This window comes from Ruegeria sp. BC2 (genome assembly GCF_056539245.1).
The window spans coordinates 55,625-70,423 of the sequence record NZ_JBQFUQ010000003.1; the positions used below are offsets into that span (position 1 = coordinate 55,625).

At 62.4% G+C, this 14,799-nt stretch carries 14 protein-coding genes; 6 read left to right on the forward strand and 8 right to left on the reverse strand.

Translation table 11 applies throughout. From position 1 onward, the window contains the following. Positions 1 to 11: 11 nt before the first annotated feature. The 7 genes from ACR0CU_RS13540 to ACR0CU_RS13570 form a co-directional block, all read right to left on the reverse strand. Positions 12 to 1,352, reverse strand: a complete 1,341-nt coding sequence (locus tag ACR0CU_RS13540; protein ID WP_170447854.1) for an NAD(P)/FAD-dependent oxidoreductase — start codon at positions 1,350 to 1,352, stop codon at positions 12 to 14. Further along, positions 1,349 to 2,845, reverse strand: coding sequence for an aldehyde dehydrogenase (locus tag ACR0CU_RS13545; RefSeq protein WP_170447856.1), 1,497 nt, complete (start codon positions 2,843 to 2,845; stop codon positions 1,349 to 1,351). The genes ACR0CU_RS13540 and ACR0CU_RS13545 overlap by 4 nt, the downstream gene beginning before the upstream one ends. Before the next feature lie 3 nt (positions 2,846 to 2,848). Next, positions 2,849 to 3,766, reverse strand: a complete 918-nt coding sequence (locus ACR0CU_RS13550; protein WP_170447858.1) for a dihydrodipicolinate synthase family protein — start codon at positions 3,764 to 3,766, stop codon at positions 2,849 to 2,851. Positions 3,767 to 3,917: 151 nt separating this feature from the next. Further along, positions 3,918 to 5,069: an N-acetylglucosamine-6-phosphate deacetylase gene (gene nagA, locus ACR0CU_RS13555; protein ID WP_170447860.1), complete on the reverse strand. Its 1,152-nt coding sequence runs from the start codon at positions 5,067 to 5,069 to the stop codon at positions 3,918 to 3,920. Continuing rightward, positions 5,066 to 6,097, reverse strand: coding sequence for an SIS domain-containing protein (locus ACR0CU_RS13560; protein ID WP_170447862.1), 1,032 nt, complete (start codon positions 6,095 to 6,097; stop codon positions 5,066 to 5,068). Before ACR0CU_RS13560 ends, nagA begins: the two co-directional genes overlap by 4 nt. 8 nt (positions 6,098 to 6,105) lie before the next feature. Further along, complete coding sequence (locus ACR0CU_RS13565) at positions 6,106 to 6,873, reverse strand: GntR family transcriptional regulator (RefSeq protein WP_170341182.1); 768 nt, start codon at positions 6,871 to 6,873, stop codon at positions 6,106 to 6,108. Further along, on the reverse strand, positions 6,870 to 7,757 hold the full coding sequence (locus tag ACR0CU_RS13570; protein ID WP_170447864.1) for a glucosamine kinase nucleotide-binding domain-containing protein: 888 nt from the start codon (positions 7,755 to 7,757) through the stop codon (positions 6,870 to 6,872). The genes ACR0CU_RS13565 and ACR0CU_RS13570 overlap by 4 nt, the downstream gene beginning before the upstream one ends. 157 nt (positions 7,758 to 7,914) lie before the next feature. Between ACR0CU_RS13570 and ACR0CU_RS13575 the strand changes: the two genes are divergently transcribed. The 6 genes from ACR0CU_RS13575 to ACR0CU_RS13600 all read left to right on the forward strand — a co-directional run bounded on the left by ACR0CU_RS13575 (position 7,915) and on the right by ACR0CU_RS13600 (position 13,949). Next, positions 7,915 to 8,808, forward strand: a complete 894-nt coding sequence (locus tag ACR0CU_RS13575; protein WP_254437598.1) for an N-acetylmuramic acid 6-phosphate etherase — start codon at positions 7,915 to 7,917, stop codon at positions 8,806 to 8,808. 31 nt (positions 8,809 to 8,839) lie between these two features. After that, positions 8,840 to 10,090 (forward strand): ABC transporter substrate-binding protein, encoded by a 1,251-nt coding sequence (locus tag ACR0CU_RS13580; RefSeq protein WP_170447866.1) that lies wholly within the window; start codon positions 8,840 to 8,842, stop codon positions 10,088 to 10,090. Positions 10,091 to 10,158: 68 nt separating this feature from the next. Further along, positions 10,159 to 11,073: a carbohydrate ABC transporter permease gene (locus ACR0CU_RS13585; protein ID WP_093963180.1), complete on the forward strand. Its 915-nt coding sequence runs from the start codon at positions 10,159 to 10,161 to the stop codon at positions 11,071 to 11,073. A 14-nt stretch (positions 11,074 to 11,087) separates the two neighbouring features. Beyond that, complete coding sequence (locus ACR0CU_RS13590) at positions 11,088 to 11,927, forward strand: carbohydrate ABC transporter permease (RefSeq protein ID WP_170341176.1); 840 nt, start codon at positions 11,088 to 11,090, stop codon at positions 11,925 to 11,927. Beyond that, entirely contained in the window at positions 11,924 to 12,952 is a 1,029-nt protein-coding gene (locus ACR0CU_RS13595; RefSeq protein WP_170447868.1) for a Gfo/Idh/MocA family protein, read from the forward strand. Before ACR0CU_RS13590 ends, ACR0CU_RS13595 begins: the two co-directional genes overlap by 4 nt. Position 12,953: 1 nt before the next feature. Next, a complete protein-coding gene (locus tag ACR0CU_RS13600; protein ID WP_170447869.1) occupies positions 12,954 to 13,949 on the forward strand; it encodes an ABC transporter ATP-binding protein in 996 nt (331 codons plus the stop codon). A gap of 10 nt (positions 13,950 to 13,959) precedes the next feature. Here the strand turns inward: ACR0CU_RS13600 and ACR0CU_RS13605 are convergent, their stop codons facing one another. Then, positions 13,960 to 14,661 (reverse strand): Crp/Fnr family transcriptional regulator, encoded by a 702-nt coding sequence (locus ACR0CU_RS13605; RefSeq protein WP_093963736.1) that lies wholly within the window; start codon positions 14,659 to 14,661, stop codon positions 13,960 to 13,962. Positions 14,662 to 14,799: the final 138 nt, after the last annotated feature.

Genomic DNA, 14,799 nt, shown 5'->3' on the forward strand with positions numbered 1-14,799 from the left:
GCGGGCCTTTTTCATTCGTTGCGCGCGCGCCATTCCTTCCAGCGCAGCACCATGTTGGCGCCGACCTCAGACAACGGTCGGGGCGGCAGGCGTTTGGGACGGTCCTCGGCTTCGAAATGCTCGCTGATCCCGGACCGCACGCCACAGGCCATTTCGGCCGCTGCGATCCCGGTCAGGGTGCCGCGCGCTGTGCCCAACCCGTTCTGGACGCAGGCGGAATAAACGCCGGTCTCGATCTCGCGGGTGACCGAGACGCCGTTCAGGCTCAGGCATAGATGGCCGGCCCATTCGTACTCCATCGCGATGCCGCGCAACTGCGGAAAGCGCCGGTCGAACTTGCGCCGCATCACCGCAGCTGCGCGCCGCAGGTCCGCTGCCCGCGCCTCCATGCCCGGGCGCAGCACGGCGCAGGTGCGGGTGATGATCCGGTTGCCGCCCTGCCCGGTGTCGATCCGGCGCATGGTGGCGCCCATCGGATCGGACGGGGTCACGCCCCAGCGCGGCTGGCCACCCAGCCGGGCCAGCGCATCGGCCTCCAGTTCTCGCGTCATCGCCGCGAACAGAAACAGCTGCATCAGCCGGCCACGTTCCACCCCGAAACTTTCCAGATGGCCGTTCACCGACAGGATCAGCCGGCCGGTCGAGACCTGCCCACGCGCGGTCTGCACGCGCCAGCCCGCCCCGTCGCGCTGGAACCCAGTGACCGCGCCGCATTCAAAAATCTGCACCCCATCGGCCGCCAACCCCGCCGCCAAACCGCGCACATAGCCCGCCGGCTGCAGCATGACCGTGCCCGGCGTGTACAGCCCCGAGACATAGTGCCTGGACCCAGTGAGTTCCTGCATCTGCTGCCGGTCCAGCATCTCGGACCGCTCGCCGAGGCTGTCCAGATGGCGGGCATAGCTTTGGTTGTGCGCATGTCCCGCCGGACTGGCCGCGCCGTTCACTTTGCCCGCCGGATCGAAATAGTTGGGGTCAATGCCGTATTCCTCGACCGCCGCACGGGCAAAGGCGATAGCCTGCCGGTTCAGCCTGATCATCGCCCGGTCATCGCCCGCCCCGGCATAGTCGTCCGAGGCCAGATCATGCGGCAGATCGATCATGAAGCCCGAGTTGCGCCCCGCCGCGCCTTCCGCCACACGCCCGGCTTCAAGCACCACGATCCGCGCATCGGGCGCCAGTTGCCGCAAACGCCGCGCAGCAGACAGCCCGGCAAAACCGGCGCCCACGATGGTGAAATCTGCGGTGATTTTGTCCGAAAGCTGACGCGCGGCAGGTTGCGGGTCCAGCAGGGCATTCCACGCCGCCGGGCCGCGCTGCACCGGCAGGCGGCAAGCGGTGAACCGCGTCAATCCACCGCCTCGTCGGCATCATCCGACAGGTCGATCCACAGCGTCTTCAGCTGCGTGTACTGGTCGTGCGCGTGCAGCCCGTTGTCCCGCCCGCCAAAGCCCGACTGCTTGTAGCCGCCGAACGGGGTCGAGATGTCGCCCTCGCCAAAGCTGTTCACCGTCACGGTTCCGGCCCGGATCGCGCGGGCACCGCGCAGGGCACGCTTGGCATTGGCGGTGAATAGCGACGCGCACAGCCCGTATGGCGTGTCATTGGCCATCGCGATGGCCTCATCGAACCCCGCGACCTCGATCACCGACAGGACCGGCCCAAAGATTTCCTCGCGCGCCAGCAGCGCGTCATTGTCCGGAATCTCGACCACGGTTGCTTCGACGAACCCGTTCTCGGCCTTGCCGCCCAGAAGAACTGACGGTGCCTTGTCCAGATAGCCGCAGACCTTGTTGAAATGGTCTTTGCTGACCAGCGCGCCCAGCCGGGTTGCAGGGTCCAGCGGATCGCCCACAGTCCACTGGCGGGCGTGATGGGCGATGCGCTCCAGCAACTCGGGTTTGACCGCGCGGTGCACGATCAGGCGCGACGTGGCCGAGCAATTCTCGCCCATGTTCCAGAACGCCCCGTTCACCACATGGGCGGCAACCCGGTCGAGGTTCTCGGCATCCTCCAGCACGATGGCCGGGTTCTTGCCGCCCATCTCCAGCACCACCTCCTTGGCGTTGCTTTCGGCGGCATAGGACAGGAATTTCTTGCCCGTTACGGTCGAGCCGGTGAAGGACACCATGTCGACATCTATATGCCGCCCGATGGGTTCGCCCACCTCGGCGCCGCCACCCGGAACCACGTTCAGAACCCCGCGCGGCAGCCCGGCCTCGGCCGCCAGTTCGGCCAGACGCAGGGCGGTCAGCGGGGTTTCCGTCGCCGGCTTCACAACAACCGAGCACCCGGCCGCCAGCGCCGGGCCGATCTTCCAGGCCAGCATCAGCAGGGGGAAGTTCCACGGCAGCACCAACCCCACCACCCCGATCGGTTCTCGCAGGATCATCGCGATGTGGTCGTCGCTGGCGGGCGCGACCTGGTCATAGATCTTGTCGATCGCCTCGGCATGCCATTTCAGGCAGTGGATCGCCTCGGGCACATCGACGGTTTCGCAGTCATGGATCGTCTTGCCGCTGTCGACGCTCTCCATCACCGCCAGTTCGCGGGCATTGCGGGTCATCAGCTTGGCCAGCCGGATCAACACATCCTTGCGCGCCGACGGGTGCAGGCGCGACCAGCGGCCGTCATCGAAGGACTCGCGCGCCTTTTCCACGGCCAGGTCCACATCGGCGGCGGCGCAGGCCGCGACCTCGGTCAGCACCGCGCCGGTGGCCGGGTTCACGGTGGGAAACACCGCGCCCAATATCGCCGGGCGATAGCCGCCGTCGATGAATGCGCCGGTGGGCAGGTCCAGCCCGGCGGCGATGGATGCGTATTCGTCCCGTGTCAGCAAGCCCATGCCTCAGCCCTCCGCCATGATGTCTGCGATCTTGCGTTTCAGCACGCGGGTCACCTGTTCCAGCGCGCGCGTGTCATCCTTGTTCAGCCCCTTCAGAGGCGGCCGCACCGCGCCCGCCGGGATGCCGTTCATCGTGACCCCATGCTTGATGGTCTGGATGAACTTGCCGCCCTGTTCGAGCACCCGCATCAACGGCATCAGCGCCGACATGATCCGGCGGCCCTTGGCGAAATCGCCCTTCAGCACGCAGGTCTCATACAGCGCCACATGCTCGCGCGGCAGAAAATTCGACCCGCCACAGACCCAGAACGGCGCGCCCCAGGCGAAGAATTCCAGCGCCTGATCGTCCATGCCGCAGCCCAGCTGGATATGCGGATAGTTCCGCGCCAGCATGTGTACACGGTTGATGTCGCCCGAGCTTTCCTTGATGCCGCAGAAATTGCGGCTGCGCCCCACACGGTCGAGGAACTCAGCCCCCATCATCGTGCCGGTGCGGTGCGGATAATTGTACAGCATCACCGGCAGATCGGCCGCCTTGTCGATGGCCAGCGCATTAAGGGCGTTTTCCCGGTCCGTCGGTACCGAATAGGGCGGGCTGGCCAGCAGGATGGCATCGGCCCCGATCTGGCGCGCGCCTTGGGCCAACGCGATCGAATCCGGCGTCAACATCGCGCCGGTCCCGACCACCAAAGGCAGCCGACCCTTCAGTCGTTGGTGGGTAAAACGCGCCAGTTCCAGCCTTTCATCGACGGTCTGGGCATAGTTTTCGCCGGTGGATCCGCCCGAGATCAGACCGTGCACGCCATTCTCGACCAGGTATTCGATCACCTCGGCCAGCGCATCCCAATCGACGCTGAAATCATCCGCATAGGGCGTCACCACGGGGGTATAGATCCCCTGAAATCTGAACACGGGCGTCATCTCAATCCTCTTGCCGGGCACGCGTGAAGCTTGCGCCCGACACCAAGGCTAAGAAGAATACAAGATGTGCACAATGTAGATTCCCGACATGAACGGCCCAGGGTCCGACATGTCGAAAAAATCAGACGACCAAAAGTCGGCCTGCAAACCGTCAGCTGAGTGGGTGACCTTCCTGCCAGACCTGGAGCAGCCCGTGGTCGGAGACATGCAGCACATTGGCGCTGGCACCGGCCGCCAAACGGCCAAGATCTGTTCTACCGATCAAGTCCGCAGGCAACCGGGTCGCCATGTCGAAAGCAGCTTGCAAAGGCAGTTGCGCAAATGCAACCACGTTGCGAACCGCGTCCAACAGCTCGAGATGCGCACCGGCGAGCGTTCCATCGGCGAGGGTCAACCGGTTGCCGTCGCGCAAGATCTGCCGTCCGTTCAGCAGGAAGCTGTCGATATCCGACCCGGCGGTCGCCATAGCGTCGCTAACAAGGAAGACACTACCCGGCCCATTATTTGCCCGGATGGCATTGCGCACTGAAACCGGGTGGACGTGAATTCCATCAGCGATCAGGCCCGCAGACAGCTCGCCAAGCGCCAGCGCCGCGCCTACGACGCCGGGCTCTCGGTTACCCATCTGGCTCTGAGCATTGAACAAATGTGTGACGCAACGCGCCCCGGCCTGAGCCGCTTTCTGACAGGTTTCAAAACTCGCATCCGTATGGCCCAGCGAGACGACGATCCCCGCTTGGGTCATGGCGTGTATCTGATCATCGGTCACGCTTTCCGGCGCCACCGTAACCTTGAGAACCGGCAACTGCGCGGCTGTGTCCAGCAACAAATCCAAATCAGCCTGCGCCATCGGTCGGATCAGGGCAGCATCATGTGCACCCTTGCGGGCTTGGGACAGGTGCGGACCTTCCAGATGAAGCCCGACAATGCCGGGAACACCCTCGTTCACGGCTGCAATCGTGGCCGCGATGGCCCGGCGCGTGACCTCAGGCGTATCCGTGATCAGCGTTGGCAAGATCGACGTTGCTCCGATACGAGCATGGGCCCGCGACATGGTCCGGAGCGTTTCCAGTTCGGGGGCGTTGTTCAGCATTGCCCCGCCCCCGCCATTCACTTGCAGATCGACGAAGCCCGGAACCAGCAGGCCACCGTCCAGCCGCGACACCCTCGCTGTGCCAGGAGTGTTCGAGACAGGCGTCACGCCCTCGATACGCCCTTCCGCGAACAGAAGGGCATGATCCTGCAGGATACCTGCAGGGGTCAGAATGTCCGCGCCCGCCAGAGCCTGCAGTTCGCTGGTCATACGGTTTCCGTCACCTTGTTCAGATGCCGCGGTGCGTCCGGATCGATCCCGCGCGAGGCGGCAAAGGCCTCGACCATCGCGTAGAAGGAGACGATCAAGCTCAGCGGATCAGTCAGGGCATGCCCCGTGCGGACATGCGGAATGCGCGTCGCGGCAGTAACCCTGTCCGTGGTCGCAAAGACACGGGCACCCTTGGCGCTGATCGCGTCGGCCACCTCCGCCAACGCAGGCTCCGCCGCATCTGCCGCTGCAAAGCTGAGTACCGGAAAACCGTCCTCGACGATGGACACCGGCCCGTGCAGAACCTCGGCCGAGGAATAGCTTTCAGCGTGCAACTGGCAGGTCTCCTTGAACTTCAGCGCAGCTTCGTTCGATACAGCCAGTGCCTGACCTCGGCCAAGCGTGAACAATGACGGGTGAGCACCGATAGCGTCACGCACTTCGGGCCAATCGATCCGGGCCGCCTGATCCAGCTGCTCGGGCAGGTCGCGCAACGCCGCCAGCAACGCCGCATCCTGCCCCCACTCTGCCAACAGCCACAAGCCGGCCACCGCCGACGTGACGAATGTCTTGGTGGCCGCAACACTCAGTTCGGGGCCCGCCTGTATCTCTATGGCGTGATCGCTGACTTCGGCCAACGGTGAAGCCGCGTCGTTGGTCAACGCTACTGTCAATGCGCCGTCGCGTCGGGCATTGCGAGCCATGGCCACGATGTCGGGGCTTTTGCCGGATTGCGACACCGACAGGCACATCGCCTGGCGCATGCGCAGAACCGAGTCGTAGATTGATCCGATCGACGGCCCGACCGAGGCCACCGGCACACCCAACAGGATTTCCGACGCGTATTTGAGGTAGGTGCAGACGTGATCGGAAGACCCGCGTGCGACCGTCACGACAAATGTCGGGTCCAGTTCGCGGGCAACCGAGGCGACCGCCTCAATATCTGCCTGACCGCGGCTCAGAAGCCGCTCTACCGCCACAGGGATTTCATCAATTTCCCGGCGCATCCGGGTGATCTGCTGTTGCATGATGTGTCCTAGCTGTTGGCCAACCGCAATTCGGCGACAAAATCATAGGCGTCGCCGCGATAGATCGACCGAGTGAATTCAACGACCCGCCGATTGGACAGGTATGATGTTCGAACGATGCGCAGTCCGGCCGCACCGGGTTCGACCCCAAGCAAACCCGCGTCGGCGCTGTCCAGATTGATCGCCGATATCCGCTGCAGCGCCCGTACTGGCCGGTTTCCATCCCGCTCCAGGACTTCGTACAATGAGGCTTCGACCTCCTGCGGGCGCGGTAGAATGTCGATCGGCAGCGAGGCCCGTTCGATCGCCATGGGCCGATCATTGGCCATACGCAGGCGCGAGATGCGCGCAACCGCTTCACCCGAGGACAGGGCCAGCGCCATCACCTCCTCGGGCGACGGAGTGTGCACACCGCGCTCAAGCCACTCGCTTGAGGATTCAAGACCGCGCCGGTTCATGTCCTCGGTGAACGAGGTCAGCCGTGACAGAGATTGCTCGACACGAGGCGTGCCGTCGGCCACGAAACTGCCCGAGCCCTGGCGCTGAATGACGATTCCCCGATCTACCAGATCCTGCATCGCCCGACGCACGGTGACGCGGGAAAGGCCCGTGAGATTTGCGATCTCGCGTTCGGCCGGGAGCGGTGCACTTTCCGCCAGCAGACCATTCTCGATGCCCTCTTCGATCCGCTTGCGCAACCGAACGTACCGCGGCCCAACGGCCCGCTGCATCCAGTCACCGGTCCTGAGGAAGGTTTCGATCGTTTCGGCGGTCATGCTGCCCCCAATCTGGCGCGCTCGGCCAGCTGTGCGGCGAGCTGGAGCGCCCCGTCAAGGGCGGTGCCCGCCGGTTCGATCATCACGCTCTGCACCTCGGCGGAAAGATAGGGGATGTAAAGCGATGCCACCCCGCCCACTGCACAGACCGGCTCGGCATCATCGCGACCAAGGGCCTGAAGCCCTGCAGCGACATAATCGGCGCCCTCGCGCATCAGGGCCACGGCCACCACATCGCCTTTTTGAGCCGCCGCAATGATTTCGGGTGCGAAGTCTGCGATTTCGGCCGGCCGTGCCTGCCCCGCAAATCGCACGATCTGCATCGGGTCTTCGTCAAAACGTCTGCGTACGGATCGTGTCAGCGCGCTGTCGGGGGCTATTCCGTCCGCTGCAAGCAACACCCGCCGCAGCAGCTGCTGTCCCAGCCAATACCCGGACGCATCATCACCGATGAGTGCCCCATATCCGCCAATCAACCGGATTTCGCCATTGCTTTGCCGCGCCAGGAACGATCCGGTGCCGATCCCGATCAAACATCCATCGACCGGCCCCAACGCCCCAACCACGGCCGAGCGGCGGTCATCCTCGACCTGCACAATGCGCGATGGCAGGTGCCGTGCGATTTCAGCGCCTGTGTCCGCGTCGGTCACGCCAGCAAGCCCTGCGTAGATCGGAATCCCGGTCAAAGCCGCTTCGGGCATCGCAGCACGCTCGGCCAGTGCCCGCAGCCCGGCATTCAGCGTTGAGATAGCCGCCGCGCGATCCGAATAGACATTGGCGCTTCCCAGAACCAGATCATGCCGCCCGGTGGGGCCGGCCATGGCAAACCGGCAGCGCGTACCGCCACCGTCAATTGCAATGAGATATGGGAGGGACTCATCCATATAGATACCTTTACAATACCTTTTGGATGAAAAAAAGACCTCTTGTGGCCAAGACTCGCTATTTTTTGCGCTTTTTGGTGGGTATTTGGCGATTTGAAACGAATGGTAGACAAAAGGTATTATATAGGTATTATCTTCGGTGCCAAAGGGGAATCACATGACACAGCAAATGCTGCCGCAAACCGAAATGCTGCGCGACGAATCCGAGGGGCTGGATCTGCGCCCGGACACCGAAGTTCTGCGCCTGCTGCTGGATGCGCAGAAAGCCGCGCTGAACGGGCTGGATGCTTGCCTTCCGGATATCTCGAAAGGTGCGGCATTGATGGCAGAAACCATCCGCGCCGGGGGGCGGCTCTATTATGCCGCCGCCGGGTCGTCCGGGCTGATGGGCTTGGCCGATGGGGCGGAAATACCGGGAACATTCGGCCTGTCGCCAGATTCGATCGCCATCTGCATGGCCGGCGGCATACCAACCGGGGCAGAGATGCCGGGCCACACCGAAGATGACACTCGGACGGCCGAAATCGCCGCTGCCGACCTCCGCCCCACGGACACGGTGATCGCGATATCCGCCAGCGGCACCACGCCCTACCCATTGACCTTTGCCGGAATTGCAAAGTCCCGCGGCGCCAAAACCATCTGCATCGCCAACAACGCCGACGCTTCGCTGTTCGAGCACGCCGATTGCGCAATTTGCCTGAACACCCCGCCCGAAGTCATTGCAGGATCGACCCGACTGGGCGCCGCAACCGCGCAGAAGGCGGCGCTCAACATGCTCTCGACCCTCATGGGTGTCAGGTTGGGGCATGTGCATGACGGCATGATGGTCAACGTGGTCGCCGACAATGCCAAGCTGCGTCAGCGTGCAGAAGGAATCATCCGGAACATAACCGGCGCCACACCTCAGCACGCCGCTGATGCCCTCGATCGCGCCGAAGGCAACCTGAAGCTTGCCGTGCTTTTGGCCGCCGGTGCCGCAACTCGGGCGCAGGCCAGTGAACTGCTGGCGGCATCGGGCGGCCATCTGCGCCCTGCGTTGGACCAGATTTGAACCAAGAAGAAGACCAAAGGGAGAATACATCATGAGAATAACCACACTGACCGCCGTGCTACTGGCGTCATCGGCCCTGGCCGGTGCGGCAATGGCCGAAACCACGCTGACCATCGAGAGCTGGCGCAACGACGACCTGGCCCTGTGGCAGGAAAAGATCATCCCGGCCTTTGAAGCCAAGCATCCCGACATCAAGATCAAGTTCACCCCATCAGCCCCCGCGGAATACAACGCCGCCCTGAACGCCAAACTGGATGCCGGTTCGGCCGGAGACCTGATTACCTGCCGTCCCTTCGACACCTCACTTGGCCTGTACGAGGCAGGCAAGCTGGCCGATCTTTCTGATCTGGAGGGCATGGCGAACTTCTCGGACGTCGCCAAATCAGCGTGGCAGACCGATGACGGATCGGCCACCTTCTGCGTGCCGATGGCCTCGGTGATCCATGGGTTCATCTACAACAAGGACGCGTTCGACGAGCTGGGCCTGTCGGTTCCGGAAACCGAAGCCGAGTTCTTTGCCGTTCTGGACAAGATCAAGGAAGACGGCACCTATATCCCCATGGCCATGGGCACCAATGATCAATGGGAAGCGGCCACCATGGGTTACAACAACATCGGGCCGAACTACTGGAAGGGTGAAGAAGGTCGCCTCGCCTTGATCGAAGGTTCTCAGAAGCTGACGGACGAGCCGTGGGTCGCCCCCTACCGCCAGCTGGCCAAATGGGGTGCCTATCTGGGCGACGGGTTCGAAGCGCAGACCTATCCCGACAGCCAGAACCTGTTCACACTGGGCCGCGCCGCCATCTATCCGGCCGGCAGCTGGGAGATCAGCGGCTTCAACAACCTGGCCGATTTCGAGATGGGCGCTTTCAAGCCGCCAGTCCAGAATGCCGGGGACGAGTGCTATATCTCGGATCACACCGACATCGCCATTGGTCTGAACGCGGCGTCGCCCAACGCCGATGCGGCACGCACCTTCCTGAACTGGGTCGGTTCCGAGGAATTCGCGCAGATCTATGCAAACGCGCTGCCCGGCTTCTTTTCTCTCTCCAGCTTCGATGTGGCGATGGAGGACCCATTGGCACAGGAATTCGTCAGCTGGCGGAACGAGTGCAACTCGACCATCCGGTCCACCTATCAGATCCTGTCGCGTGGAACGCCCAACCTTGAGAACGAGACCTGGAACGCATCGGCTCAGGTGATCAAGGGCGAGGAATCGCCCGAGGACGCCGGCAAGCGCCTGCAGGACGGGTTGGCCAGCTGGTACGCCCCGCACCAGTAAACCGTCTTTCGTAACGCAAACGGCTCTGGCCAGACGGCCAGAGCCACCCTGAGCTTTCGAGGAACAACATGGGCAATCGCCGGATCAAATGGCACATCGTGGTGTTTCTGGCACCCGCAGTGCTGGTCTACTCGGCCGTCATGGTCTTTCCGCTGTTCAACACGCTGCGGCTGGCGCTTTACACCGAGGTTGATCAGGCCCGTGTTTTCGTAGGCCTGGACAACTTCCGCACCCTGTTCGGCGACCCGATTTGGTCGGATGCGTTCTGGAACGCACTTGGCAACAATTTCTGGTTCTTCTTCATTCACATGCTGGTGCAGAATCCGATCGGGATCGCACTGGCGGCGATCCTCAGCCACCCTCGCCTGCGCTTTGCGGCGTTTTACCGTTCGGCCATCTTCATCCCGACGATCCTGTCCTTCGTGATCGTTGGCTTCGCCTGGAAGCTGATCCTGTCGCCGATCTGGGGCATCGCCCCCGATATGCTGGCCGCGGTCGGACTCAAATCTCTGTTCGCGCCTTGGCTGGGCAAAGAGGAATACGCGCTGACCACGCTGGCCCTGATTTCGGTCTGGCAGTTCGTGGGCATTCCGATGATGTTGATCTATGCCGCCCTGCTGTCGATCCCCGAAGAGATCCTCGAGGCTGCCGAAGTCGAAGGCATCACCGGCATGTCCGCATTCTGGAAGATCAAGCTGCCGCTGATCCTGCCTTCGATCGGCATCATCTCGATCCTGACGTTTGTCGGTAATTTCAATGCGTTCGACCTGATCTACGCATCCCAAGGTGCTCTGGCGGGGCCGGACTTCTCGACCGACATCCTTGGCACGTTCATGTACCGGACCTTCTTCGGGTTCCAATTGCAGCTCGGTGACCCGCATATGGGATCGGCCATCGCAACGGGCATGTTCGCCATCATCCTGACGGGGGTCTGCATCTATCTGTTCCTGATCCAGACCCGCATCCGCCGGTATCAGTTCTGAGGGGCCCGAGGAGAATGAACAAAGCCCGCAGAAACCGCTTCAACATCGCAGCCATGCATGGCGCGCTGATCCTCTATACGCTGATCGCCCTGTTTCCGGTCTTCGTGATCGTGATCAACAGCTTCAAATCGCGAAAGGCGATCTTCCGTGAACCGTTGGCGCTGCCGGATGCCGACTCGTTCTCGATGATCGGATACCAGACGGTGATGAAACAGGGCGACTTCTTCCTGTATTTCCAGAATTCGATGATTGTCACCGTCGTGTCGCTGTTCCTGATCCTGCTGTTCGGCGCAATGGCGGCTTTCGCGCTCAGCGAATACCGGTTCAAAGGCAACACGCTGATGGGCCTGTACCTTGCATTGGGCATCATGATTCCGATCCGCATCGGCACGGTTGCGATCCTGGACATGATGGTGGCGACCGGTCTGGTCAACACGCTGATGGCGCTGATCCTCGTCTACACCGCACAGGGCCTGCCGCTGGCCGTATTCATCCTGTCCGAGTTCATGCGGCAAGTCAGCGACGACCTCAAGAACGCAGGCCGCATCGACGGGCTGAGCGAATACACCATCTTCTTCCGCCTTGTTCTGCCGCTGGTGCGTCCGGCGATGGCGACCGTGGCCGTGTTCAACATGATCCCGATCTGGAACGACCTGTGGTTCCCGCTGATCCTGGCCCCGGCCGAAGAGACCAAGACCCTGACCCTCGGTAGCCAGGTCTTCATCGGTCAGTTCGTCACCGACTGGAACGCGGTGCTTTCCGCGCTCAGCATGGCGATCCTGCCGGTCATGGTTCTGTATGTCATCTTCTCGCGGCAACTGATCCGCGGGATCACTTCGGGGGCGGTCAAATGATCCGGGTTCTGATCGCAGGTTTGGGAAACATGGGCCTCAGCCACGCGCTGGCGCATCATCACCATCCCGACGCCCAGATCGTGGGTCTGGTGAACCGATCCGGGACAGTGGATCACCCGGATTTGCAGGGGTATCCGGTCTTCACCGATTTCAATACGGCGCTTGCGGACACCAACCCTGATCTGGCCGTGATTGCCACCTATTCCGACAGCCATGCTGACTATGCCTGTGCCGCGATGGATGCCGGTGCGCATGTCTTTGTCGAGAAACCCCTGGCCACCACGGTCGCAGACGCACGCCGTGTGGTAGAAAAGGCCACTGACACCAACCGCAAGTTGGTGGTTGGTTACATCCTTCGGCATCACCCCTCGTGGATGCGGCTGATATCCGAGGCGCGCGACTTGGGCGGCCCCTATGTCTTTCGCCTGAACCTGAACCAGCAGTCCGACGGCCCGACATGGGAGACGCACAAGGCGCTGATGCAAACCACCTCACCCATCGTGGACTGCGGTGTGCATTACGTCGACGTCATGTGCCAGATTACCGATGCCCGGCCCGTCCGGGTCAACGGCATGGGCCTGCGTTTGTCGGATGAGATCGCGCCCGACATGTACAATTACGGCCAGTTCCAGGTGGTGTTCGAAGATGGCTCGGTTGGTTGGTACGAGGCTGGTTGGGGTCCTATGATGTCCGAAACGGCGTTCTTCGTGAAAGATATCGTTTCACCCAATGGCGCGGTTTCCATAACCGAGGGCAACAAGGGCGCATCCGACGATGTGGACGGCCACACGAAGGTAGGCGGCATTCTGGTGCACAAAGCCAGCGGCGACACCCTGATCGAGATGGATGGCGAACCCGGCCACCAGGAACTGTGCGACGCCGAACAAGCCTACATGCTGCAAACCATCGCGCAGGACATCGACCTGACCCGCCATATGAATGACGCGGTGCAATCCCTGCGGATCTGCCTTGCCGCCGACCAAAGCATTCGATCCGGCCAGCCGGTCGACCTGAAGGAGACGTGACGTGACCGCCCTGAAACTGACCAATGTGTGCAAGTCCTTCGGACAGGTAAACGTGCTGAAAAACATCGACCTGACCGTCGAGGAAAACGAATTCGTGGTCTTTGTAGGCCCCTCGGGATGCGGCAAGTCCACCCTGCTGCGCGTGATCGCGGGGCTTGAAGAGGCGACCTCGGGAACGGTCGAAATCGATGGCCAGACCGTCAACGAGGTCCCACCCGCCAAGCGCGGCATCGCAATGGTGTTCCAGTCTTATGCGCTGTATCCGCATCTGACTGTTCGGGGGAACATGGAACTGGGCTTGAAGCAGGCCGGGCATCCCAAGGACGAAATCGCGCGCCGCATCACCGAAGCCAGCCGCATGTTGTCGCTGGATCCCTATCTTGAACGTCGCCCGGCCGAGTTGTCCGGCGGTCAGCGCCAGCGCGTCGCGATCGGCCGCGCGATCGTGCGCAACCCCAAACTGTTCCTGTTCGATGAACCGCTGTCGAACCTGGATGCCGCGTTGCGCCTGAACACCCGGGTCGAAATCGCAAACCTGCACCGCCAGATCGACGCCAGCATGATCTACGTGACCCACGACCAGACCGAGGCGATGACTTTGGCGGACAAGATCGTCGTGTTGCGGGACGGCCGAGTCGAACAGATCGGCAGCCCGATGGAGCTGTACAACAACCCCGCCAACCGGTTCGTGGCCGAGTTCATCGGGTCTCCGGCGATGAATTTCGTGCCCGCCGATCGGATCGGTGGATCTGGCCGGCAACTTATCGGCATTCGCCCTGAATACGCTCGCCTTGGGCAGACGGGTCCGCTGTCAGGCACAGTCGTTCACGTGGAAAACCTTGGCGCAGATACCAACGTGTTGGTCGATATCGGTACCGAAAAGCCTTTTACCGTTCGGGCCTTTGGTCAGCATCAGGTGTCCCCGGGGACACAGGTCGGCATCGACTATGATCCGACAAATGCACTGACCTTCGGAGAGGACGGGTTGCGGGTTTGACCGGGCGCGTTCAGCGCCCCCAATTGTCGGCCGGGTCGCTGTCGGCATAGTCGCGTAGCTGCGGAATATCCGAGATTTCCGCGTGGTTGCGGTTGATCTTCACCCCCACCGCCTTGAGCCGCGAAAACGCACGGCTCAGGCTTTCGGGCTTCATGCCCAGACGCCCGGCGATCAGCATCTTGTCATAAGGCAGCTCGACTTCGCAGGCGCCTTCGTCGCAATCACACAGGTTCAGCAGGAACTCGGCCACCCGCTGCGCCCCGGTCTGGGCCTTGAGCTGTTCCAGCTGGGACACCAGCGAATGCAGATGGGTGAAGGTCGAAGCCAGGATCGAGATCCCGATCTCGGGGTCGGTCTTCATCAAGGAAATCAGCACCGGGCTGGGAATGTGCATGATCTCGCAGGCCGAGACCGCCTCGGCCGAAACCGGATAGGGCACGTTGCGCAGCGCTACCGCTTCGCCAAAGCTTTCGCCGCGGGTAAAGACGCTGACCACGGCCTCAGCCCCGGTGGGCGACATGCGGAACAGCTTGACCCATCCGGCCAGCACCACATGCACGGCCTGGGCGCTTTCTTCCTGCACAAAGATCGTCTCGCCACGGTCATACTGACGCCAGATCGCGTGGCTCAGCAACGTTTCGACATGCTGATCCGGCAGGCTTTTGAGCAGCAGCGACTGCCGCGCAATGGCTTTTTGTGCTTCATGCGCCACGAAGGCATCCCCTTTTGTCCGGCCGAAAACCCGGCCCATCCATCCCTGCGCCAGCCTATGCCAAACCCGCGCGCCGCGCACCACCCTTTTCCCGGCGTCGCTTGACTATTGTCATGTTCCCGGCGTGCGCGCACCCAT